Below are 22,470 nucleotides of genomic sequence, written 5' to 3' on the forward strand. Positions count from 1 at the left end.
TGTTCATCGATGGCGTGCGGCAAGGTCGGCCGCGCCGATGATGCCGGCATGAGGCCCAAGACTTGCGGCAACGAGGCGTGGCGCCAGGTGCGAAGGGAGTTCGGCAAGCTGTGCGCCGACGGCTTCGAGATAGCCGGGCGCCAGACCGATGCCGCCGCCGATGACGATACGCCTCGGCGCGAACATCATCTGTATGTCGCGGCATAAAAGTGCGACGCGGGACGCGGACTGTTCGACGATCGCCTTGGCCCAGCCGGCGCCCTCGCGCGCCTGTTGAAATATCGCAGGCGCCTCGCCCGGATGCCCGGCGCGAGCGGCCTCAGCCGCCATCCAGCGCCCGGAAACGACATCTTCCAATGGCGATTGGCCGTGCGTGGGTCCGCGCAGCAGGCCGAAATGACCGGCAAGGCCGAGAAGCGGACGTCCGTTGACCACGACACCGCCGCCGATACCGGTCGATATGGTCAGGAATACGGTATCTTCATTGTTGCCGGCACCGAACCGGTGTTCGCCCCAGGCGGCGGCCTGGGCATCGTTGACGGCGAAAGCAGGCTTGCCGAACAGCTCGCTTGCCTGTGCCGCCAGCGGATAATGGTCCGGAATTGCAAGCGTCGCCGGATTGAGGGCCGACCATCGCCCTTCATCGATCAGGCCGGTCGCGGCGATGCCGACGCGCTCGTATCGGCCGACCCAGGATTTTGCCTGTTCGGCAATGGCCGTCAGCCAGGCGCCCGGACCGGCTTTCCGGCTGGTCGCAATCGTCGTTTCCGCGAGCACCTGCGCGCCCCGGACCAGAGCCGCAAGCGTCTTCGTGCCGCCGATATCGATCGCCAGCGTTGTTCCGTCCCGTTGCGAGAAGGCAGCCGAAACAGCTTCGTCGAACCACGCCGTCACATGCTCGGTTCGCGTGATCGCCGAGCCGACGACCACGGCGCAGGCGCCGGCCCGCACCGCATCGGCCGCCTGCTCGGGCGTGCGGATACGACCCTCGGCAATCACATGGGGCGTCAACTGGCGCATGGCGGCGATCAGCGCGATATCCGGCTCGACCGGTTCGGGGCCGCCGACATAGCCGGACATGGTCGTGCCGACGAAATCGACGCCGGCTGCAAGGGCATGCTTTGCATCCTCAAGGCAGGAGCAGTCGGCCATCGAAAGCAGGCCCCGCGCCTTGATGGCGGCAAGCAGCGCCTCGATCGTTGCCGGCCGTGGCCGGTCGGTGGCATCGAAGGCGATGATATCGGCACCGGCATCGGCCAGCGCCTCGACATCGGCGACAAAGGGGGTGATGCGGACGGGGCTGTCATCGAGGTCGCGTTTGACGATGCCGATGATCGGTGCGTCGACGGCGGCCCTGACGGCCGCGACATAGGCTGCCGATTCGATACGCAGTGCGCGAGCGCCCGCCGACAGCGCCGCACGGGCAAAGCCGCTGACGAATATGGCCTCATCCATTGCCCCGCCCGGCACGGGCTGGCAGGAGACGATCAGGCTCAGATTGAGATCTTCCTTGCGCATTCGGCACCCCTTTCGCAGGGAACGATAGAGGATGATCACCAGAAAGCAACCGGTTTTAAACTGGTATTATCTTTGCAGTTCGAAGACGAAGTCGTAGACCTCGCCCTTGTAGCGCGTCTCGCAATATTCGACGATTTCCCCATCGGCGAGAAAGCATCGCCGCTCGGTCGTCAGGATCGGCGCGCCCGCTTCACAGCGCAGGTGCTGCGCATCCTCGGGCGATGCGGCGCGCGCCCGCATTCGCTGCACGGCACGCCGGGGCAGAAAGCCGCGCTGGGCAAGCGCCTCGTACAGGGAATCGCCGACGAGCGAAGGCGAGGGGAGGAAGCGCACCGGCACGGCGGCATGCTCGACGGCGATCGGTGCGCCGTCGGCCGTCCGCACCCGGCGCATTCGCAGGACCTGTGCATGCGCCGAAATGCCGAGCGCCATCATTTCCGTCGGCGAAGGGCGGGTCAACTGCTTGGAAATCCAGACGCAGCCGGGTTCCATTCCGCGTGCGCGCAGATCTTCCGAGAAGCTGGTGAGCGTGGAAAGCGATTTTTCGACGCGCGAGCCGATCTCGCTGCGCGCGCCTTGCCGCCGGCTCAGCATGCCTTCCTCCTCCAGCATGGCAAGCGCCTTTCGAACCGTGACGCGCGACAGCGACAAGGCTTCAGCAAGCGATCTCTCGCCCGGCAATACCGAACCGGATTTGAAGGCATGGCTGCGAATGGCAGCCTCGATCGCGGTCTTCAGCCGCTTGTAGAGCGGCATTCCTTGCGTGCCCGCCGCAAATTCCCTCCTGACCAGTTCGACAATATCAGTTGCCAAGGCGAGTCTTCCCTTCGATGGCACGGCGACGAAAATCTCGTCCTGTTCGATACTGGTATTATACTGTACGGGTTTTGGCGTTCTGTCGAGGCGGGCGGGAGGCATACCGGCCGGCCGTGGCAGCCGGTATGCAGTTCGTTTTAGGAGGCGAGCGCCCGGCGCTCGGTCTGCGGGGAGCCAGCTTTGCCGCCGACCCGCAGAGGGGCTTTCGAGACGGCAGGCACGGCGCGGGACGTATTGGTCTTCGGCGCTCCGAGCCAGCGCAGAATTGCATCGAAACCCGGTTGGGCAGCCCGCTTGAGTTCCGGGCTCATTTCCTCGTCCATGCCGCAGAGAGAGGCGATTTCCTGCCAGTCGACACGACCCGCCCGAAGTGGCGGCCGCGACTGGAATACGATCAGCCCGATCATGAAGCCTTTGATGTTCTCGAAGCTGCGCGGCTGCAGCAGCGGCTTCAGCCGCATATCGCAGAAATCCGAAATCTTGCGCTGGAAAACGTCAGAGGCGGAGCTTTTCTTTACGGGCATTATTCATTCCTTGCATGCGACATTATCCAAAGGTCGGGGTGTGGGCCGCTAAAGCACCGAAGTTAACGAAGCGCAAACAACCGACCGATTGGCCGCTTTCAATTCCACGATGAGCCGACATTTGGCAAGTAGGTGATCAATCAGGCTTCGGTCAAGACCGCTTCCACCCCGAAACGCGCAGAGGAGCGGCAGGCACTCGCCCAATGAGACCGCCAAGACCATGAAAAAACTGTAACTTGCCTCGCAAGCCATTGAGAGCGACATTTTCCTTGCGCCGGATATATGAGGTGAAAGACATGTCAGTCTTGGAAATATTGGTCAGACGCCGGATTCAGGAAGAATATGCAAAGGGCACGTCGCCAGAGCGCATAACCCGGCTCCTGCAGGAATTCTTCAACGGAACAGAAGCCTCCCAAGCCGATGCCGCTCCGCGCCGTTCCGAAGACCATCCATAGCAGGCGACAGACGCGATAAAGGTGGCCGGCCCTCGATGCTTTTCCGAGCGCCGGCCGTTTGCTGAATCAGGGAAACTCCCGATAAAACTTCCTATTCGCCCGTGCCCCGCAGGCTCTCGACGGCGGTCAGGATCTTGTAGGCAGCGGAAATGCGGGCGGGGATCGGAAAGTTTCTGTTCGCCAGCAGGACGATGCCGACCTGCCGGGCGGGAATGAACGCGGCATAGGCGCCGAAGCCGTTGGTCGAGCCCGTCTTGTTGAGCAGGATATCCTTGCGCGGCGGCTGCGGCGGATCGAGCCGAGTGGCCTTATGCGGGTCGAGCGCCATGTCGGATGAATTGCCGGCCAGGAGCCGGGCAAGCGTCGTCGGATAGGCATAAATCTCCCAGCCGAGCGCCTGCGTCATGTTGCCGACGCTATAATACCCCACATGCGTCGCCTCGATTGCCTGCCGAAGAGTGTTGTCGAGCCGGGAGCCGTCCATGTTGGCTTCGAGGACGGCAAGCATGTCGGAGGCGGTAGTCTTGATGCCGTAGGCCTGCGTGTCCAGAACGCCGGGGTTCACCCGGATCGGCTTGTCCCGTTTCGAGTAGCCGTAGGCATAGTTGCCCATCTCGGCCGGCGGAACGCGAACGTAGGTGTGGCTGAGCCCGAGGCCGGCAAGGATTTTTTCCTGCATCAGCGTATCGAACGGCTGCCCCATGGCCCTTGCCGCCAGATAGCCGAGCAGCCCGATGCTCGGGTTGGAATACTGCCGGTATGTACCGGGCGTATAGGAAGGATGCCAGTTGCGATAATAGGCCACCATCTTTTCCTGATCGGTCACATCGTCCGGGAATTGCAGCGGCAGGCCGCCCGCCGTGAATGTTCCCAGATCGAGCAGGCTGATCTTGTCGAAGCTGCTGCCGACAAGTTCCGGCATATATTTCGTCGCCTTGTCGGAAAGGGACAGCTTTCCGCCGATCCGGGCATAAGAAGCGAGGGCTGCCGTGAAAGTCTTGCTGATGGAGCCAAGCTCGAAAATCGTGTCGTTCGTGACCTTCTGGCCGCTCTCCTTCGAGGCGACGCCATAGTTGAAGACATAGCGCTTGCCCTTGACGGTGATCGCGACCGCCATGCCCGGCACGTCGTTTTCCTTCATGAGCGGGCGGATGGTCTCGTTGACTGCCCGCGCCAGCCGGTCCGGGTCGTTGCTTTCGGCGGCTTGGGCGCCGATCCCATAGAAAAGGCAGCTCGTGACGATGCCGAGCTTTTGCAGGGACGTAGAACGCATATTCAAGATGATATCCTCGTTGTGATGACCGGCCATGCGGTTCGCGCGGCCGAGAGAAAGGGCGGGTGGTGTCGATTGGCGGGCGGCCGGGCTTGCCGGACGCCTGCGATTTCAGATCGCTGCGGCGATGCGGCCGATTTCTGCTACGATCCCGTTGCGCTCGTCGGCCGCGATCGCGGGTATCTCGCAATAGGCGGTGACGATGACGGGGGCGCGGTTGGGCGGCCATAGCACCGCAATGTCGTTGGCGTTGCCGGCCTTGTCGCCGTTCGTTCCCGTCTTGTCGCCTGCCAGCCAATCCTTCGGAAGGCCGGCGCGCAGGCGGGCATCGCCCGTCTTGTTGGTGATCAGCCATGCGGCCAGCTGCGATCGCGAGGCGGCCGAAAGGACATCGGTGAACAGAAGCCGCCGCAGGTTCTCCAGCATGGCCGCCGCCGTCGTCGTGTCGCGCTCGTCGTCGGGCCTGTCGTGGTAATTCAGCGTGGGTTCGGTACGGTCGAGGCGCGTGATGTCGTCGCCAAGGCTACGGCAGAAGGCCGTGAGCGCCTTCGGGCCGCCGAAGCTGGCAAGCAGCAGATTTCCGGCCGTATTGTCGCTGAGCGTCACCGCCGCCGCGCAAAGTTCCGCAACGCTCATGCCCGCGCTGTCGCGCAAATGCGCTTTGGTCGCCGGTGAGCCATGGACGAGATCGCTCTTCGTGTAGCGAATGCGCCGATCGAGTTTTTCCTGGCCCCTGTCGATGCGCGCAAGTACCAGCGCCGCCGCCAGCGCCTTGAAGGTGCTGCACATCAGGATGCGCTCGCGGGCGCGGTGTTCGATGCGCGTGCCGCTTGCCATGTCGAGAATGCTGACGCAGATACGGCCCGGGTGCCTGCTCTCGAGCGCGGCAAGCTCCGCTTCACCGGAATGATCGTCCGCAGCGCGTCCAATCCCGTTAATCCCTGCCAGAACAGGCAGCGCAAGCAAGCTGCCGGCAAGGCTTTGCCGGCGCGACAATAAGATCGTCATCTTGTTTCCACTTCGATTTACGTTGGGCAGAGGTGCGCGTGTCAGGTTCCGGGGGTGTCGTCGGAACCCTGCAAATCACCTTGCAGATCGGACTATGACGTTCCCTGGTGCCCTAGACAAACGATCAATTTTGGGCTTAGACATGAGAAAAACTTGGCCTTAGGACATAATGGACATCTCACAGCTGCCGTTGAACGCCCTGCGCGTCTTTGAAGCATCGGCGCGGCATTGCAGCTTCACGCGCGCCGGTCTCGAACTACGGGTCACGCAAACGGCCATCAGCCATCAGGTCAAGGCGCTGGAAGATGTGCTGGGAGTGACGCTGTTCAAGCGCCTGCCTCGCGGCCTTGCCCTGACCGACGAGGGGCACGCGCTGTTGCCGGTGCTGACCGATGCGTTCCGCCGCATGAGCGCCACGCTCAGCCAGCTGGAGGAAGGGAATTTTGCCGAAATCCTCACCGTCGGCGTCGTCGGCACTTTCGCCATCGGCTGGCTGTTGCCGCGTCTCGGCAGCTTCAGGGTGCAGCATCCGCATGTCGACCTGCGCCTGAAGACCAATAACAACCGCGCCGACATGGTGCTCGACGGGCTGGATTTTTTCCTGCGTTTCGGCGATGGCGCATGGCATGGAACGGAGGCGATCCACCTCATGGACGCGCCGCTCTCCCCGGTCTGCACGCCTGATATCGGCAAGCGATTGCACACGCCTGCCGATCTTGCCGATGTCGAGCTGCTGCGATCGTACCGCATCGACGAATGGGCGCTCTGGTTCCGGGCGGCAGGATTACCGCCGCCCCATCTTCGGGGCTGGATGTTCGATTCGTCGTTGACGCTGGTGGAGGCTGCGGCCCGCGGCGTCGGCGTCGCGCTCGTACCCGTCGCCATGTTCTCGCACGATATCGACGCCGGCAGGATCATGCAGCCGTTCCGGATCACCGCGATGACCGGAAGCTATTGGCTGACACGGTTGAAGTCACGGGCGGAGACGGCTTCGATGAAGGCATTCCGCCAATGGCTGATTGCGGAAATCGAAGACATGCCGGGCTAGCTCGTACAGCTGAAAACGGCCCCGAACCTGCATCCGGAGCCGTTTGATCTGATCCGGGGCTATCGAAGCGCCGTGCGGCAAGACGGCGCCCGGCCCGGAAGACAGCTGCTGCTTCAGCTGGCGAGTTTCAGCCTGACGGCCCCGGTCCGCGTGCCCGAACGCACCGTCCTGAACCGCCCGACCAGACCGGCGAGCTCGTTGCTGATGTCGGCAAGGTGCCGTGTCGAGGCATTGGTCTCTTCCATCAACGCCACGTTCTGCTGGGTCATCTGGTCCATGTTGCGGACGGCGGAGTTGATCTCGCTGATGCCGACGGCCTGTTCCTGTGTCGAGCGGGCGATGGCGCCGACATTCCGGTCGATGGAGGCGACCTGGTTGCCGATCTGGGCCAATGCCTCGCCGGTGCGGTTGACCAGTTCGACGCCGCGGCGCACGTCGTTCGACGACCGGTCGATCAGATCCTTGATTTCCTTTGCGGCGGTGGCCGAACGCTGCGCCAGCTCGCGGACTTCCTGTGCGACGACCGCGAAGCCCTTGCCCTGCTCGCCGGCCCTTGCCGCCTCGACGCCGGCATTGAGCGCGAGAAGGTTGGTCTGGAAGGCGATGTCGTCGATGACGGAGATGATGTCGGTCATCTTGCGCGACGAGGTTTCGATATCGCCCATGGCGGAGACGGCCTGCTGGACGACCTCGCGGGATCGTTCTGCTTCCGAGGCGGATTCCTTCACGATCGCCTGCACTTCGCGCGTCCGCTCGGCCGTCTGCTCGGAAATTGTCGTGATCTGGTCGATCGCAGCCGCACTTTCCTCAAGGGCGGAAGCCTGCTGTTCCGTGCGCCTCGCCATGTTGTCGGCGGCCGAGGAGATCGATCCGGCCTCGTCGCGAACGCGGGTGACGGAATCGTCGATGTGCTGCATTGCGGTTCCAAGCGATGCCAGCGATTCGTTGTAGTTGTTTTTCAACACTTCGAACTCGGCCGAAAGGGCTTCGGTAATCTCGGCCGTCAGATCGCCGTTGGCGAGGCCGTTCAGCGCGCGGCCGAGCGCATCGAGGGCGCGCTCCTGCTCGTGCTGGGCGGCGGCCCGCTCGGTTTCCGCGCGGTCGCGCTCATCGGCGAGCACCTGCAGATAGACCGAAATGCCGTAATCCATATCGAGAAGCGCGGCCTTGATGATCGCCGACAGCCGCCGCGACAGGGCCTGCTCGTGCTTGCGCTGCATGATGCCCTTGAGCTGCTGTGCGACGATGGATCGCACCATGCCTTCAAGGATCAGCGCATAGCCGCCGATGTACCAGCGCGGCTCCAGCCCCAGGCGCGCATGGGTCCTGCCGACGGCCGATACCGCTTCGACATAATCGGGACCGTATTTGCCCGATGCAATCGTCTTCCAATGATCCTGCTGCTTGGACTTGGCGTGCGCCACATGCTGCTGCGACGAGAAAAACTTCACCATTGCCGGGTGCTTGGTGATCCTCTCGTAGAAGACGTCGAGGGAGCCTTTGACGGCGGATTCGATGGTCGGCTGCAGCTCCGCCAGGGCTTGCCGGGCATCTTGCCCCAGTCCAACAAAGTCGAGCCGATCATTCAACTCGTCCATTTTCGATGCGCGCACCATAATCTGCTCCAATGAAGAAATTACAAGCAGTTAGGGCATAGTCATGGTTAAAAATTCATTAGGTTTCCCACCCATTTTCGCGACATGCTTCTCGTTGCCGCACCATGCTCCGGGCAGCATGCCCCAACCCGATTGTCCGGCTTGATGTCTTCTGCTAAAGCCGTTTCCGTCACGTCTATCGCCACGGAGCAATCGGCATGGGGACCTCGAAGTCAGCAGACAGATAAGCCGCAACAGCTTTTCGTTGTTGCGGCGTGCTGTCGAACTCATCGCCATCGAAGCCAGAGGCAGGCGCCGCCCGATTTTTCTTTCGAGCGGATTTTTATCATGTCTGACATACGCCCTTCCTGGGCTTACGGGCTGCCGGCAGCGCTGCTGCTGATGGCGCCTTTCGATATCCTCGCTTCGCTGGCCATGGATATCTATCTCCCCGTCGTTCCGTCGATGCCCGGCATTTTGAACACGGCGCCGTCGGTAATCCAGCTGACGCTCAGTCTATATATGGTCGTGCTGGGTCTCGGCCAGATCCTGTTCGGCCCGCTTTCGGATCGTATCGGCCGCCGTCCCGTCCTGTTGTCGGGGGCGATTCTTTTTGCCGCCGCTTCCCTTGGAGCGGGCCTGTCGTCGACCGCGGCTGCCTTCGTGCTTTGCCGCGTTCTGCAGGCCATCGGTGCCTCGGCTGCATTGGTCGCCACCTTTGCGACCGTCCGGGATGTCTACGGCAATCGTCCGGAGCAGGCGGTCGTCTACGCCGCATTCGGCTCGATACTCTCCTTCGTGCCCGCACTCGGTCCGATAGCCGGGGCGATGATTGCCGATCGGTTCGGATGGCGCGCCATTTTCATTCTGCTTGCGCTTCTGGCGCTTCTTGCCGCTGTCAATGCCGCAGCAGGGTGGCATGAAACGCGGCCTTCGGGTTTGATCGCGGCACGCCGCTCGATCCGGCCGATCTTCAGAAGCTGCTCGTTCTGGACCTACACGCTCGCCTTCAGTGCGGGCATGGGCACGTTCTTCGTGTTCTTCTCGACTGCTCCGCGCGTGCTGATCGGCAAGGCGGGCTATTCGGAATTCAGCTTCAGCATCGCATTCGCGACGGTTGCCGTCGTGATGATCGCCACGGCGCGCTTTGCGCGGTCATCTGTCGAAAAGTGGGGTGTCTCGGGCTGCGTCGCGCGAGGCATGATGCTGCTTCTTGCCGGCTCGGTGGCGCTCGCACTCGGCCAGATCTACGGCTCGCCGTCCTTTGCAAGTTTCGTGCTTCCGATGTGGATCATGGCCGTCGGGATCGTCTTCACCGCGTCCGTGACGGCAAATGGAGCACTTGCGGAATTTGGCGATATCGCCGGATCGGCCGTGGCGTTTTACTTCTGCATTCAGAGCCTGATCGTGAGCCTCGTCGGGACGTTCGCAGTCACCGTTCTGGGTGGCGACAGCGCATGGCCATTGGTGGGGTTTTCCGCGTCCATGGCATTGCCGGTTTTGGCTGCGCTTCACAATTTACGGCGTCGTCAAACGGCGGCTTGATCCGCAAGGCGTCGCACATGCGCTGAAGTGACGTCGAAAACAACCGCCCGCGAAAACCGATTTCGCGGGCGGCCTTGCTGCAGGTTTCCTGTCCCATGCGGCCGCTGGCCGTCGCCCGTCGCCAAATGGCACTTTTCAGCATGCCGCAAACAGGCCGGATCGCTTCAACGCCATCCCAGCGCCGGCGCGACATGGGTGAGAATGGACTCGATCACATGGGCGTTGTAGTCGACCCCGAGCTGGTTGGGCACCGTCAGGAGCAGCGTGTCGGCCTCGGCAATGGCTTCGTCCTTCGCCAGCTGCTCGATCAGAACATCCGGCTCGGCGGCATAGCTGCGGCCGAAGATGGCGCGCGTCTTGTCGTCGATGAAGCCGATCTTGTCGGCGTCCTTGCCGCTGCCGCCGAAATAGGCGCGGTCGAGATCGTTCACCAGCGCGAAGATGCTCCGGCTTACCGAGACGCGCGGCTCATGCTTGTGACCGGCGTCTTTCCATGCCTCGCGATAGACTCTGATCTGATCGGCCTGCTGAACATGGAAGGGCAGGCCGCTTTCGTCGTCCTTGAGCGTCGAGCTCTGCAGATTCATGCCGAACTTTGCGGCCCAGACCGCCGTGGCGTTGGAGCCGGCACCCCACCAGATCCGCTCGCGCAGGCCCTCGGAATGGGGCTCCAGGCGCAGAAGGCCGGGAGGGTTGGGGAACATCGGACGAGGATTGGGTTGGGCAAATCCCTCGCCACGAAGCAGATCGAGCAACACCTCCGCGTGCCTGCGACCCATGTCGGCATCGCTCTCGCCTTCCATCGGTGTGTAGCCGAAGTGACGCCATCCATCGATCACCTGCTCGGGAGAGCCGCGGCTGATGCCGAGCTGTAACCTGCCGCCGGCAATGAGATCGGCAGCGCTCGCATCCTCCGCCATATAGAAAGGGTTCTCATAGCGCATGTCGATGACCGCCGTGCCGATTTCGATCCGGCTGGTCCTGGCGCCGACGGCTGCCAGCAGGGGAAATGGCGAGGCGAGCTGCCGCGCGAAATGGTGCACGCGAAAATAGGCGCCGTCTGCGCCCAATTGTTCGGCGGCGACGGCGAGGTCGATCGATTGCAGAAGCGTGTCGGCTGCCGAGCGCGTCTGCGATTGGGGCGACGGCGTCCAGTGGCCGAATGAAAGGAACCCGATCTTCTTCATGATATCATCCTGCGTTATCCGGTTTGCTCGGCTTGATTTTTCTTGCCGTGCGTGACGATACGGGCCGAACGCCTCCGAGACGTCCGTTACCTGCGTCTTCATTGCACGGCTCGCAAAAGCCGTAAGTTCGAATGGCTATATGTGCACGGATGCGGGTGGATGGAACAGCGCAATCTGTGAACTGATCGTCAATACGCAGGGAGGCTCCGCAGACGGAGGAAGCCTTGACAGCCCGCAATCTTCGTCGCCGTCCGAAAGATCGAAGGCTTCGTGGTGGAAGACATGCGCCGCGTGCTCTGGAAAGCGCCGGAGCGTTCGCCGCATTGTCCGGGCCGAAATCCTGCGCCTTGCATGGCGGCACCTTCCGCCCGCGAGGAGTGCCAGCCTTGCCCAACATGAACAAATTTTAACCAACCCGTTAACAATCAGATAACGCACCGCACCGAAACTGCCGCGCGTGTGAGTGCATCTCTCGCTTTCAATGTCCTTGAAACAAGAAATGGCAGGAAACCATGTTTGCAAGAAATTTCGCCCCCGCTCTGGTCTTCGTCGCATTTGGCGCCGGTATCGCGCATGCGGAAGTACCCGTTCGCATCGATCAATTCGATCATTGGGGGGCGTATTCCTATAAGTCCGGCGACAGCGTCAGTTGCTATGTTTTGTCCCGACCGGTTGCCCAGCAGCCCGCCAATGTCGACCACGGCGATAATTTCTTCATCGTTTCGCGCCTGTCTCCGGGCGACAAGTTGGTTCCCGAAGCCGCGATGGGCTATGATCTGAAAGATGGCGCGTCGATGACGGCGATGGTGGGTGACAAGACGTTCCCGATGTTCACGAAAGACCGCCATGGCTGGGTGAAGGACGAAACGCAGGAGCCGTCCATGGTCAGCGCCATGAAAGGCGGCGCCCAACTGCAATTGCAGGCCGTCTCCAAGCGAGGGACCGCGACGAGCTACTCCTATTCGCTCTCCGGCATCACGGCCGCCCTGAAACGAATAGAAGTTTGCAAATGAGACCGTCGGTTCCGAAAGCCCGACCGGGAATTTCGTTGCGTGGCATTCAATAGCGGATAAGCGGATTGGCGCCTTCTCATTCCGCGAGGAAGGCGCCAATCGGGGCTTTCGGGCCGATATCCCTTGTGAAATCAAAAATCCTGATATAAATGAAGCCTATCGATGGAGCATTCGGGATTAGATGGATCGCGGCTTTCTGACAATTTACGCGGGTGAGAACGCGGCGGTGTTCAGGGCGCTTTCGGCGCCGGCGCGCGTCGATATGCTGAAACTGCTCTGTGCCAAAGGTTCGATGAACGTCAACGAGATTGCGCGGGAACTGGATCTGCCGCAATCCACCGTCGCGACGGCGATCATGATCCTGGAGGAGGCCGGCCTCGTCGAGACCAAGGCTGCGAAAGCGCGCAAGGGCTATCAGAAGATCTGCACCGCACTTTATGACGAAATCCTGCTCAGCTTCGAGGACAAGGCGTTCAAGCACGATGAGGACGTGATCGAAGTCGCCATGCCGATCGGCCTTTATACGAGCTGCGAGACGCATGCGCCCTGCGGCCTTTGCTCGACCGAGGGGGTGATCGGCCTCCTTGATGTTCCCGATTATTTTCTCGACCCGCAACGCATGCAGGCCGGTCTCCTCTGGTTCGGCCGTGGCCATGTCGAGTATAAATTCCCGAACAATGCCAAGATCCTGAACAGGAATGTCAATGCCATCGAGTTTTCGATGGAGCTTTCGTCCGAAGTGCCCGGCACCAATCCGGACTGGCCGTCCGACATCACGGTCTGGGTCAACGACGTCGCCGCCGGTACATGGACGTCCCCGGGCGACTATGGCGACAAGCGCGGGGCCTTCACGCCAGGCTGGTGGAAGCTCGAGGGCTCGCAATATGGCAAGCTCAAGACATGGCGAATCTCGAAGAAGGGTACGTTTATCGATGGCGTCACCGTCTCCGACGTGACCATCGATGACCTTGCCATCAGCCAGCATTCGTCGATCCGCCTGCGGATCGGCATCGCTCCGAACGCGCGCAATACGGGCGGCGTCAATATCTTCGGCCGCGGCTTCGGCAATTATGGGCGCGATATTCTGATGCGCATCGACCTCGCGTAGTTTCATATCATAAATTCTGATATATAGCGTATTATCGAAGCAAATTCCCGATAAGTCATATTTTTTATAAAATGCTGTTTTTGCAGGTGATTTAGCCCTGAATGGCACTTCATCATGCGCTTTTACAGCTATTTTCACAGCTGACGGCGTTGACGGCCTTCTAAAAGTATATCAAGATCAAAGTATAGAAACAGAATATTTGATATATAAGGGAGGGAAGCCGTGAAGGCGCATGTGATCGTCCATCGTGATTTCCGAATTGCCGATATTGACGATCGGCTCTACAGCGCCTTTCTCGAACACCTCGGCCGGGCGATCTACGGGGGCATCTATGAGCCCGGTCACGCGACGGCCGATGAGCACGGGTTCCGCAAGGATGTGATCGAGCTGGTGCGCGAGCTCAACGCGCCCTATTGCCGCTATCCCGGCGGCAATTTCGTTTCCGCCTACAATTGGGAAGACGGGGTGGGGCCCCGTTCCGAACGCCCGGTGCGCCTCGATCTCGCCTGGCGGACGCGCGAGAGCAACCAGATCGGCGTCAACGAATTCGTCGACTGGTGCAAGAAGGCCAACACCAAGCCGATGCTCGCCGTCAATCTCGGCTCACGCGGGCTGGATGCGGCAAGAAACTTCCTCGAATATTGCAATCATCCCGGCGGCACCTACTGGTCGGATCTGCGGCGCAAGCATGGCTGGGCCGACCCGCATGGCGTCAAGCTCTGGTGCCTCGGCAACGAGATGGATGGCCCGTGGCAGGTCGGCCATAAATCGGCTTATGAATATGGGCGCCTGGCAGACGAGACCGCCAAAGCCATGCGCGGTTTCGATAAATCGCTGGAACTTGTCGTCTGCGGCTCATCGAATTCCGACATGAAGACCTATCCCGATTGGGAGGCCGAGGTTCTGGACCAGTGCTACGACAGCGCCGACCATATTTCGCTGCACATGTATTTCGCCAATCGCGAAAAGAACACGCTGAACTATCTGGCCAAGGCCGAGAAACTCGACCGCTACATCGTCACCATCGGCGGCGTGATCGACTATATCAAGGCGAAGAAGCGGTCGAAGAAGACCATCGGCATTTCGTTCGACGAGTGGAACGTCTGGTATCACTCCAATCAGCAGGACAAGGAGATCCTTGCTCGCGATGAATGGCCGGATGCGCCTCATCTGCTGGAGGATATCTATAATTTCGAAGACGTGCTGCAGGTCGGCGGCATTCTCAATACGTTCATTCGCCGGTGCGACCGGGTGCGGATTGCCTGCATAGCGCAGCTCGTCAACGTCATCGCGCCGATCATGACGGAGGATGGCGGCCCGGCATGGCGGCAGACCATCTATTACCCGCTCTATTTCGCCTCGAAGTACGGGCGCGGTTATGCGTTGCGCCTCGTCACGGACGGCCCGACCTATGATTGCGACGAGGCCGACGACGTGCCCTATCTCGATGTGGCGGCCGTCCACGACGAAGCAGGCAAAATGGTGACGCTGTTTGCGGTCAATCGTCATCCCGACAGCGCTCTCGACCTCGACACCCGGCTTGAAGGCTTTGTGGGCGCCCGTGTCGTCGAACAGCATGAGATGGTCCACGGCGATCTGCGGGCGGTCAACACGGCATCGCAGCCGAATGCCGTCGTCCCGACCAGCACCGGCGATGCCAAGATCGAGGATGGCCGGCTTCGCGCCACGTTGAAGCCGCTGTCCTACACGGTGATCCGTCTGGCGGTGTGACAGCCGGCCGCCGGGCGGCACGCTCCGGCAGCGAAACGGGCGAAAGGTCGCGAGGAGGTGGCCTAACCGCTTGCTGCCGATCCGGCGCACTGCCCGCAGCTTGCGGGGTTGCGCCGGGGAAGAGGATTAAAGTCGCGGTCTGTTCTCCATTGTTCGGATCAGCCGCGTGGTCGATAAAAATGGGAGGAGATCATGCAGCAGTGGAAGAAGCTTGCCTTTGGCGTCGCGCTGGCCACGTTCGGCCTCGTCGCGGCGGCCAAGGCTCAGGACTATACCTCTTTACCCCGCAAGGAAACTTTGATCGTCGAGAATCCCGAGGGAACGATCAAGAATCCGGGCTGGTTCAATATCTGGGTCAATGGCGGCGGCGGCGTTTCGACCGGCCTCCAGCAACTGACGATGGATACGCTCTGGTACATCGATCCGGAGAAAGGCCTGGGCGGCTCGGCCTGGGACAATTCGCTCGCGGCCGACAAGCCACAATATAATGACGATTTCACCCAGATGACGGTGAAATTGCGCAAGGGCATCTATTGGAGCGACGGCGTCGAATTCACCGCCGACGATGTGGTCTACACCGTCAAGACGCAGATGGATCATCCGGGCATGATCTGGAGCGCGGCCTTTTCGGTCCAGGTCGCCAGCGTTGAGGCGCCGGATCCCTATACAGTCGTCTTCAAGCTGAAAAAGCCGAATTCGCGCTTTCACGCCATCTTCACCGTCCGCTGGAACGGGGCATGGATCATGCCGAAGCACGTCTTCGAGAAGGTCGCCGATCCCGTCCGTTATGACAATGCCAATCCGGTCTCGCTCGGCGCCTACAAGCTGAAGGCGTTTGACCCGCAGGGCAAATGGTACACCTGGGAGAAGCGTGACGACTGGCAGCGCACCTCGCTTGCGCGCTTCGGCGAACCGGCTCCGAAATATGTGACCTATGTCGACCCGGGGCCGCCGGACAAGCGCACCATCGCGCAGCTCGAGCACAATCTCGATATCATCCACGACAACACGCCGGAAGGCATGTTCACGCTGAAAGAGAAGTCGAAGACGGTCGACAGCTGGTTCCCCGGCTTTCCCTTTGCTCATCCGGATCCGACGCTGCCTGCCGTGATCTTCAATACGCAGGACCCGCTGTTCCAGAATCCCGATGTGCGCTGGGCTCTGGCTTTGCTTATCGATATCAAGGCCGTCGATATGGCAAGCTACCGCGGCACGGCGACGCTTTCCGCGCTCGGCGTTCCGCCGACGGCGGTCGCCATGACGGATTATCAGGCGTCGCTGCAGGATTGGCTCAAGAACTTCGAGATCGATACCGGCAAGCGCAAGATCAAGCCATACGATCCGACGATCGGTCAGCAGATCGCCGATATCCTGCGCAAGCAGCCGAAATACAAGGATCAGATCCCGACCGATCCGGCCGCCATCAGCACGGCCTTCGGCTATGGCTGGTGGAAACCCGATCCGCAGGCCGCCGCCGAACTGCTGGAAAAGGCCGGCTTCAAGAAGGTGGGCGGCAAATGGATGACGCCGGACGGGCAGCCCTTCAAGATCCGCCTGACGGTCGAAGGCGACACCCGCTCGGTCTTCACCCGCGCCGGAACGCTGATTGCCCAGCAATGGGCAGCTTTCGGGATCGATTCCAAGGCCGCGCCGACGGCAAATCTCTGGCAGGTGGCCCTGCAGCCCGGCAGCTATCAGGTTGCCATCGCCTGGAGCGTCGAGACCTGGGGCGGCGATCCCGACCTGTCTTTCTTCCTCGATAGCTGGCATTCCGAATTCGTTGCCAAGAAGGGCGAGAACCAGGCGCCGCGCAACTGGCAGCGCTGGTCCAATCCCGATCTCGACAAGATCATCGAAAACATCCGCCGCATCGGCGCCGATGATCCGAAGGGCATCGAACTCGGCAAGGACTATCTGAAGCTGGTCGCCCGCGAAATGCCGACCATTCCGCTGATGTCCTACAACGTCTTCACGTCGATGGATACGACCTATTGGAAGGGTTATCCGACGATAGCCGATCCGTACACCGACCCGGTTCCCAATTGGGCAAACTCGCGGCTGATGATGGTGAAGCTCAAGCCGGCGCAACCTTAGTTCTCCCGACCCCGACGCGGCAGGAGTGCTGCGTCGGGCACCTTTCGCCGGGCGCCGAAGGGGTCCGGCGATCCTTTCGACAAGAACGACGTGCGAGCAGCAGCAAGGAAAACGACGGCATGACGTCCTATCCAGTTTTCGTCTTGAAACGATTTGGCCAGTTTCTGCTCGTCGTCTTCCTCGGCATTTCCGCGACTTTCTTCATCACGCATCTGACGCCGATCGATCCGGTCGAGGAAAGCATCGGCGCAATCCAGCAAATGGGACAGTCGGACCCTCGTGCCGTCGAACTGATGCGTCAGTCCCTGAAGGAACTCTATGGGCTGCAGGGCTCGATCTGGCAGCAATATCTGCATTTCTGGACGCGCCTTGCGACCGGCGATCTCGGGCCGTCGCTCTCGGCGTTTCCAACGCCTGTTTCCGCCATCATCGCGCGGGCGCTGCCCTGGACGATCGGGCTGATGACCGTTTCCACGCTGATCACATTCCTGCTCGGCAACATGATCGGCGCGTTGGCGGGCTATTATCGCAAGAGCATGCTGCTGAAGGCTGTAAGCCTCGTCTTCATCGCCATGCAGCCCATACCCTATTACATCCTGGCGTTCGTGCTGATCATTCTCTTCGGCTACATCTGGCCGATCCTGCCGATCAATGGCGGCTATGAGATGAATACCAATCTGGAACTGTCCTTCGGATTGGTGCTGGATATTCTCCGCCATTCCATCCTGCCCGCGCTGTCCCTGATCCTCGTCGGCACGGGCAGCTGGCTCATCGGGATGCGAGCGCTCGTCTCCAATATCATCACAGAGGATTACGTCGTCTTCGCGGAGCTCGGCGGCGTGCCGAAGCGCAGGATTCTGCGGTCCTACATCGCCCGCAATGCCATGGTGCCGCAGTTTACCGGCCTTGCCATGTCGCTGGGCGCGGTTTTCAACGGCACCGTCATCACCGAGATCGTCTTCGGCTATCCAGGCATCGGCAACCTTCTGATTTCGGCCGTCCACGCGGGCGATTACAGCCTTGTCCTCGGGCTCAGCGCCCTGTCGATCGCCGGTGTCGCCGCCGCCGTCTTCATCATCGACATATTGGGTCCGTTGATCGACCCGCGCATCAAGGTGGAATAGGCCATGCTGACGATCGTTCGCGACCTTGCTCGCCAGAATGCGGAGTTCCTGTGCGGTCTCCTGCTGTTTGCCGTGATCGTCGGCATGGTGATCCTGTCCTATTTCTCGCCCTATGGTCCTGCCGACCTCTATCTGCTGCCGCCCGATATGCCGCCTGATGGTCAGTATTGGCTGGGCACGACATCGCGCGGCCAGGATGTTTTCTGGCAACTCGCGGTCGCGCTCAGGAATACGCTCTATTTCGGCATCGGCGTCGCCTTTCTGTCCCGGATCATTTCGCTGGTGGTGGGGCTGGTGGCAGGCTATGCGGGCGGTATCGTCGACCGCGTGCTGATGGCGATCAACGACAGCATCATGGTCATCCCGCAGTTTCCGTTGCTGATTCTGTTCTATTTCGTGCTCAAGGACGACATGACGTGGACAGTGCTTATCGTCGTCATGGCGTCGCTCGGCTGGTCGTATGACGCGCGCCTGATCCGCTCGGTGGCGATCAGCCTGAAGACGCGGCCCTTTACCACGCAAAGCGTCTATTCCGGCATGAGCATGCGCAAGATCCTCGTCGAGGAACATCTGCCCTACGTGCTGCCGATCGTTTTCGCCACGACCATGAACAATATGATCTGGTCGATCGGCATGGAGATCACGCTTTCGGTGCTCGGTTTCACGGATATCGAAACGCCGACCATGGGCATGATGATCTATTGGGCCAACGCGCATTCGGCCTTGATCGCCGGAACATGGTGGTGGGTCGCCGCGCCCGTGGCCGCAATCGTGATCCTGTTCATGGCGCTCTTCCTGCTGTCGATGTCGATGAACGAATACAACGACCCGCGCAGTCGTTTGAACCGGATGGGAGGCTAGGCATGGAGGCGGTCGTCGAGGTCAACGATCTCAAGGCCTATTATCGGGCCTTCCTCTATGGCGTCGATCGTGAGGTGCGGGCGGTCGACGATGTGAGCCTGGCCATTGGCCGCGGTGAAATCTACGGGGTTGCGGGTGAATCGAGCAGCGGCAAGACGACGCTGATCAAGACGATAGCGGGCGCCATACGGCCGCCGCTTCGCGTCGTTTCCGGTTCGGTCAAGTTTCATTTCAATGGCGGAACGCAGGATATCTATGCCATGACGCCGCAGGAGCGTGCCTCGCTTCGCTGGCGGCATCTGTCCTATATCATGCAGGGCTCGATGAATGTGCTCAATCCGGTTCGGCGCATTCGCCACTCGTTCACGGATTTTGCCTTCCGTCATATGAAGGTTGATCGGGCGACATTCCTTGACCGTGTCGGCACCCACCTGCAACGACTGAAGCTCGACGCCCAGCTTCTCGATGCCTATCCGCATGAGCTGTCCGGCGGCATGCGCCAGCGCGTGACCATAGCGCTCGCCACCATACTGACACCGGAATTCATCATCGCGGATGAGCCGACGACCGCGCTCGACGTCATCGTGCAGCGTGACGTCCTGCAGATGATCCGCGAAATCCAGCACGAGATGGGCTCTTCCTTCCTGTTCGTCACCCATGACATGGGTGTCCATGCCGCCGTCTCCGACCGTATCGGCATCGTCTATGCCGGCCGGCTGGTCGAAGAAGCGCCGACGCGCAAGCTCTTTCATCTGCCCCTGCATCCCTATACGCAGCATCTGGTCGCGAGCCTGCCGCGGATCGGCGATGCTTCCACGCGGCCCTCCCTTGAGGGACGGCCGCCCAATCTCGCCATGCCGCCGGAAGGTTGCCGTTTCCATCCGCGCTGTCCGAAGCGCATGGATATCTGCAGTCGCGAAGCGCCGCCGATGGTGGCGGTCGAACCGGATCGGCGTGTTGCCTGTTTTGCGGCGACGGGAGGACAGGGGTGAGCGATCTTCTTACACTCTCGCATGTCGGCAAGGTCTACCGGCAGGGCGGCATGCTCAGCCGCCGTCACGTAACGGCGGTGCGCGATGTCAGTCTGACCCTGGGAGAGGAGCCGGAAATCCTGTCCATCGTCGGCGAATCCGGCTCGGGCAAATCCACCATCGCGTCGATGATCCTCGGCCAGACGGCGCCGACCTCGGGCAGCCTTGCCTTTCGCGGCCGCCCCGTCGCCATTCATGGAAAATCCGAGCGCCGCGCCTTCATGCGCGAAGTCCAGCCGGTGCTTCAGAATCCGTTCGAGGCATTCAACCCGCTTAAGAGGGTCGATCGATATCTTTTTGAAACAGCAAGGAATTTCGCGCCTGATGGTGCGCGACCGGGCCGAGCGGAAATCGAGCGAATGGCTGACGCGGCGCTTGCCCACATCGGCTTGACGCTTGCCGAGATAAAGGGGCGATTTCCGCATGAGCTGTCGGGTGGGCAGCTGCAACGCACCGCAATCGCCCGCGCACTGATCCCGCAGCCTCGGTTGCTGGTGGCCGATGAGCCTGTCTCGATGGTCGATGCCTCGCTTAGAATGGCGATCGTCAATCTGTTCGGTCAGCTGAAGAAGGAGCTGGGGCTCTCGATCATCTACATCACCCACGATCTTGCGACCGCCTATTACATCAGCGACCGCATCATCATCATGAAGAAGGGCGAGATCGTCGAGCAAGGCGGCGCACGCACCGTCCTCGACAATCCGCAGCACCCCTATTCGCGTGCGCTGAAGGAAGCAGTCCTCTCCACCACGCCTGAAATGGAGCCGGTATCGCCCGGCTGAGCGGCGTGTCTCAACGCGAGATTCGCGTGGAAAGAATGATGGACGAAAGGGTGCGTTCTACACCGCCGATCGTGCCGATCTCGTCGATCAGCTGATCGAGCTGGGAGATTGACGGCGCTGCGACGATGGCAATCAGATCGAAGGTGCCGCTGACCGAATGAAGCGCCGCTACCTGGGGGATCGCGTCCAGCGATGCCGTCACGGCCGACAGCGCCTTCGGCGCTATCGTGATCAGCACATGCGCGCGAATGAGGCCGGAAAGATAGGCCTCGGAAAGCCGCACGCCATACCCCGCAATCACGCCCTCCCGCTCCAGTCGCTCTAGCCTGGCTTGAACAGTGGTGCGCGACAGCGACAGTTTTCTGGCGAGCGTCGCCACCGGCATGCGGGCGTTCTGGCCGAGCAAGGCGATCAGCTCGCGATCCTTATCTGTAACCTGCATGGCGCTTCCTGCATTTTGCGAAATTGGCTCGTCGTTTTGTAGAAATTTATACAACGAAATGCATTTTCTGTCGCTATGAATCGTTCAACTGCGGCCTACACTTATAAAAATCTTATCAATGAAATGCAGGGGAGTCATATGAAGGACATAGTGGTTATCGGCGCCGGCAAGATCGGTGGAGCGATTGCTCTGATGCTGGCCGAGACCGGCGATTACAAGGTCGTTGTTGCCGACCGCAGCCAGGAGCAGCTGGACAAGATCGATCGCCATCCCGCGATTTCCACCGCAGCCGTCGACATCGCCGACGGCGCGGCTCTGGTCGCCGTGCTGAAGGGCAAGTTCGCCGTATTGTCGGCAGCACCGTTTCATCTGACCGGTTTCGTGGCCGAAGCGGCGCTTGAGGCAGGCGTCCATTATCTCGACCTCACCGAGGACGTCGCGACGACGAAGAAGGTGGAGGAGCTGGCGCAGGGTGCGAACACCGCATTCATTCCGCAATGCGGCCTCGCTCCGGGCTTCATCTCGATCGTCGCCAATGATCTCGCCAAGCGTTTCGACAGCCTCGATAGCGTGCGCATGCGCGTCGGCGCGCTGCCGCAATATCCGTCCAATGCCCTGAACTACAATCTGACCTGGAGCACGGACGGCCTCATCAACGAATACATCGAGCCGTGCGAAGCGATCGTCGAAGGCAAGCTCGTGACCGTGCCGGCCATGGAAGAGCGCGAGGAATTCTCGCTCGACGGCGTCACCTATGAGGCTTTCAACACCTCGGGCGGCCTCGGAACCCTTGCCAAGACGCTGACCGGCCGCGTGCGGACGATGAACTACCGCACCATCCGCTATCCTGGCCATCAGGCGATCATCAAGGCGCTCCTCAACGACCTGAACCTCAAGAATCGTCGCGATGTGCTGAAGGATCTGTTCGAAAACGCGCTGCCTGCCACCATGCAGGATGTAGTCGTTATTTTCGTGACCGTCTGCGGCTGGCGCGATGGCCGCTATATGCAGGAGACCTATGCCAACAAAGTCTATGCAGGCATCGTCGCGGCTAAGAAGATGAGCGCTATCCAGATCACCACCGCGGCCGGCATTACCACCGTGCTCGATCTGCTCGCTCAGGGCAAACTGCCTGCCAAGGGCTTCGTCTGCCAGGAGGAAATCGATCTCGGCGATTTCCTCGCCAATCGCTTCGGGCAGGTTTACAGCCTGGAAAAGATCAGGATGAGAGAAGCCGTGTAAGCGAAGCTTGCGCATGGTGATTTGCATGTGGCGCCTGTTGGGCGCCACATCTGTTTTGCGATGCCGGCATGCG

The 22,470-nt window shown here is 60.9% G+C and carries 19 protein-coding genes; 11 read left to right on the forward strand and 8 right to left on the reverse strand.

Annotation, left to right across the window (positions count from 1 at the left end):
* Positions 1-3 precede the first annotated feature (3 nt).
* From ACJJVH_RS22570 to bla, 5 genes are all read right to left on the reverse strand, one after another.
* Positions 4-1,518 carry a putative N-acetylmannosamine-6-phosphate 2-epimerase gene (locus tag ACJJVH_RS22570; protein WP_412066186.1) on the reverse strand — a complete coding sequence of 505 codons (1,515 nt, stop codon included), beginning with the start codon at positions 1,516-1,518 and terminating at the stop codon, positions 4-6.
* Between the two features lie 66 nt (positions 1,519-1,584).
* Positions 1,585-2,274, reverse strand: coding sequence for a GntR family transcriptional regulator (locus ACJJVH_RS22575; protein ID WP_112799790.1), 690 nt, complete (start codon positions 2,272-2,274; stop codon positions 1,585-1,587).
* 197 nt (positions 2,275-2,471) lie between these two features.
* On the reverse strand, positions 2,472-2,858 hold the full coding sequence (locus ACJJVH_RS22580; RefSeq protein WP_112799792.1) for a hypothetical protein: 387 nt from the start codon (positions 2,856-2,858) through the stop codon (positions 2,472-2,474).
* A gap of 546 nt (positions 2,859-3,404) precedes the next feature.
* The gene (gene ampC / locus ACJJVH_RS22585; protein WP_412066205.1) at positions 3,405-4,586 is read right to left on the reverse strand and encodes a class C beta-lactamase; all 1,182 of its coding nucleotides are present in this window, start codon (positions 4,584-4,586) and stop codon (positions 3,405-3,407) included.
* 111 nt (positions 4,587-4,697) lie between these two features.
* The gene (gene bla / locus ACJJVH_RS22590) at positions 4,698-5,594 is read right to left on the reverse strand and encodes a class A beta-lactamase (RefSeq protein WP_112799794.1); all 897 of its coding nucleotides are present in this window, start codon (positions 5,592-5,594) and stop codon (positions 4,698-4,700) included.
* Positions 5,595-5,763: 169 nt separating this feature from the next.
* Here bla and ACJJVH_RS22595 point away from each other — a divergent pair, with 169 nt between their 5' ends.
* Positions 5,764-6,642, forward strand: coding sequence for a LysR family transcriptional regulator (locus ACJJVH_RS22595; RefSeq protein WP_112799796.1), 879 nt, complete (start codon positions 5,764-5,766; stop codon positions 6,640-6,642).
* A 113-nt stretch (positions 6,643-6,755) separates the two neighbouring features.
* On the opposite strand, the gene ACJJVH_RS22600 is transcribed toward ACJJVH_RS22595, so the two are convergent.
* Positions 6,756-8,258, reverse strand: coding sequence for a globin-coupled sensor protein (locus ACJJVH_RS22600; protein WP_112799798.1), 1,503 nt, complete (start codon positions 8,256-8,258; stop codon positions 6,756-6,758).
* A gap of 327 nt (positions 8,259-8,585) precedes the next feature.
* On the opposite strand from ACJJVH_RS22600, the gene cml reads away from it, so the two are divergent.
* Positions 8,586-9,782, forward strand: coding sequence for a CmlA/FloR family chloramphenicol efflux MFS transporter (gene cml, locus ACJJVH_RS22605; RefSeq protein WP_412066187.1), 1,197 nt, complete (start codon positions 8,586-8,588; stop codon positions 9,780-9,782).
* Positions 9,783-9,946: 164 nt separating this feature from the next.
* Here cml and ACJJVH_RS22610 read toward each other — a convergent pair whose 3' ends face one another.
* Positions 9,947-10,969 carry an LLM class flavin-dependent oxidoreductase gene (locus tag ACJJVH_RS22610; RefSeq protein WP_412066188.1) on the reverse strand — a complete coding sequence of 341 codons (1,023 nt, stop codon included), beginning with the start codon at positions 10,967-10,969 and terminating at the stop codon, positions 9,947-9,949.
* Positions 10,970-11,481: 512 nt separating this feature from the next.
* Between ACJJVH_RS22610 and ACJJVH_RS22615 the strand changes: the two genes are divergently transcribed.
* The 8 genes from ACJJVH_RS22615 (at position 11,482) to ACJJVH_RS22650 (ending at position 20,713) form a co-directional block, all read left to right on the forward strand.
* Positions 11,482-11,982 carry an invasion associated locus B family protein gene (locus ACJJVH_RS22615; protein WP_113357443.1) on the forward strand — a complete coding sequence of 167 codons (501 nt, stop codon included), beginning with the start codon at positions 11,482-11,484 and terminating at the stop codon, positions 11,980-11,982.
* A gap of 181 nt (positions 11,983-12,163) precedes the next feature.
* Positions 12,164-13,090, forward strand: coding sequence for an ArsR family transcriptional regulator (locus ACJJVH_RS22620; protein WP_112799805.1), 927 nt, complete (start codon positions 12,164-12,166; stop codon positions 13,088-13,090).
* 222 nt (positions 13,091-13,312) lie between these two features.
* Positions 13,313-14,821 carry an alpha-N-arabinofuranosidase gene (locus ACJJVH_RS22625; protein ID WP_412066189.1) on the forward strand — a complete coding sequence of 503 codons (1,509 nt, stop codon included), beginning with the start codon at positions 13,313-13,315 and terminating at the stop codon, positions 14,819-14,821.
* A 192-nt stretch (positions 14,822-15,013) separates the two neighbouring features.
* Entirely contained in the window at positions 15,014-16,915 is a 1,902-nt protein-coding gene (locus ACJJVH_RS22630; RefSeq protein WP_113357445.1) for an ABC transporter substrate-binding protein, read from the forward strand.
* A 119-nt stretch (positions 16,916-17,034) separates the two neighbouring features.
* Complete coding sequence (locus ACJJVH_RS22635) at positions 17,035-18,039, forward strand: ABC transporter permease (RefSeq protein WP_112799811.1); 1,005 nt, start codon at positions 17,035-17,037, stop codon at positions 18,037-18,039.
* A 3-nt stretch (positions 18,040-18,042) separates the two neighbouring features.
* Complete coding sequence (locus ACJJVH_RS22640) at positions 18,043-18,900, forward strand: ABC transporter permease (protein ID WP_112799813.1); 858 nt, start codon at positions 18,043-18,045, stop codon at positions 18,898-18,900.
* Between the two features lie 2 nt (positions 18,901-18,902).
* On the forward strand, positions 18,903-19,892 hold the full coding sequence (locus tag ACJJVH_RS22645) for an ABC transporter ATP-binding protein (protein WP_113357446.1): 990 nt from the start codon (positions 18,903-18,905) through the stop codon (positions 19,890-19,892).
* Complete coding sequence (locus ACJJVH_RS22650; protein WP_113357447.1) at positions 19,889-20,713, forward strand: ABC transporter ATP-binding protein; 825 nt, start codon at positions 19,889-19,891, stop codon at positions 20,711-20,713. The genes ACJJVH_RS22645 and ACJJVH_RS22650 overlap by 4 nt, the downstream gene beginning before the upstream one ends.
* A gap of 10 nt (positions 20,714-20,723) precedes the next feature.
* Here the strand turns inward: ACJJVH_RS22650 and ACJJVH_RS22655 are convergent, their stop codons facing one another.
* The gene (locus tag ACJJVH_RS22655) at positions 20,724-21,155 is read right to left on the reverse strand and encodes an Lrp/AsnC family transcriptional regulator (RefSeq protein WP_412066190.1); all 432 of its coding nucleotides are present in this window, start codon (positions 21,153-21,155) and stop codon (positions 20,724-20,726) included.
* A gap of 138 nt (positions 21,156-21,293) precedes the next feature.
* On the opposite strand from ACJJVH_RS22655, the gene ACJJVH_RS22660 reads away from it, so the two are divergent.
* Positions 21,294-22,397, forward strand: coding sequence for a saccharopine dehydrogenase family protein (locus ACJJVH_RS22660; RefSeq protein WP_113370882.1), 1,104 nt, complete (start codon positions 21,294-21,296; stop codon positions 22,395-22,397).
* Positions 22,398-22,470 lie beyond the last annotated feature (73 nt).

Source organism: Rhizobium sp. SYY.PMSO (genome assembly GCF_046840415.1).
In the GTDB taxonomy this organism is placed as follows: domain Bacteria; phylum Pseudomonadota; class Alphaproteobacteria; order Rhizobiales; family Rhizobiaceae; genus Rhizobium.

Bases quoted from the DNA above. Each gene is read 5' to 3' on its own strand.
- ACJJVH_RS22570 (WP_412066186.1), bottom strand. From the start codon at position 1,518: ATGCGCAAGGAAGATCTCAATCTGAGCCTGATCGTCTCCTGCCAGCCC.
- ACJJVH_RS22575 (WP_112799790.1), bottom strand. From the start codon at position 2,274: ATGCCGCTCTACAAGCGGCTGAAGACCGCGATCGAGGCTGCCATTCGC.
- ACJJVH_RS22580 (WP_112799792.1), bottom strand. From the start codon at position 2,858: ATGCCCGTAAAGAAAAGCTCCGCCTCTGACGTTTTCCAGCGCAAGATT.
- ampC (WP_412066205.1), bottom strand. From the start codon at position 4,586: ATGCGTTCTACGTCCCTGCAAAAGCTCGGCATCGTCACGAGCTGCCTT.
- bla (WP_112799794.1), bottom strand. From the start codon at position 5,594: ATGACGATCTTATTGTCGCGCCGGCAAAGCCTTGCCGGCAGCTTGCTT.
- ACJJVH_RS22595 (WP_112799796.1), top strand. From the start codon at position 5,764: ATGGACATCTCACAGCTGCCGTTGAACGCCCTGCGCGTCTTTGAAGCA.
- ACJJVH_RS22600 (WP_112799798.1), bottom strand. From the start codon at position 8,258: ATGGTGCGCGCATCGAAAATGGACGAGTTGAATGATCGGCTCGACTTT.
- cml (WP_412066187.1), top strand. From the start codon at position 8,586: ATGTCTGACATACGCCCTTCCTGGGCTTACGGGCTGCCGGCAGCGCTG.
- ACJJVH_RS22610 (WP_412066188.1), bottom strand. From the start codon at position 10,969: ATGAAGAAGATCGGGTTCCTTTCATTCGGCCACTGGACGCCGTCGCCC.
- ACJJVH_RS22615 (WP_113357443.1), top strand. From the start codon at position 11,482: ATGTTTGCAAGAAATTTCGCCCCCGCTCTGGTCTTCGTCGCATTTGGC.
- ACJJVH_RS22620 (WP_112799805.1), top strand. From the start codon at position 12,164: ATGGATCGCGGCTTTCTGACAATTTACGCGGGTGAGAACGCGGCGGTG.
- ACJJVH_RS22630 (WP_113357445.1), top strand. From the start codon at position 15,014: ATGCAGCAGTGGAAGAAGCTTGCCTTTGGCGTCGCGCTGGCCACGTTC.
- ACJJVH_RS22635 (WP_112799811.1), top strand. From the start codon at position 17,035: ATGACGTCCTATCCAGTTTTCGTCTTGAAACGATTTGGCCAGTTTCTG.
- ACJJVH_RS22640 (WP_112799813.1), top strand. From the start codon at position 18,043: ATGCTGACGATCGTTCGCGACCTTGCTCGCCAGAATGCGGAGTTCCTG.
- ACJJVH_RS22645 (WP_113357446.1), top strand. From the start codon at position 18,903: ATGGAGGCGGTCGTCGAGGTCAACGATCTCAAGGCCTATTATCGGGCC.
- ACJJVH_RS22655 (WP_412066190.1), bottom strand. From the start codon at position 21,155: ATGCAGGTTACAGATAAGGATCGCGAGCTGATCGCCTTGCTCGGCCAG.
- ACJJVH_RS22660 (WP_113370882.1), top strand. From the start codon at position 21,294: ATGAAGGACATAGTGGTTATCGGCGCCGGCAAGATCGGTGGAGCGATT.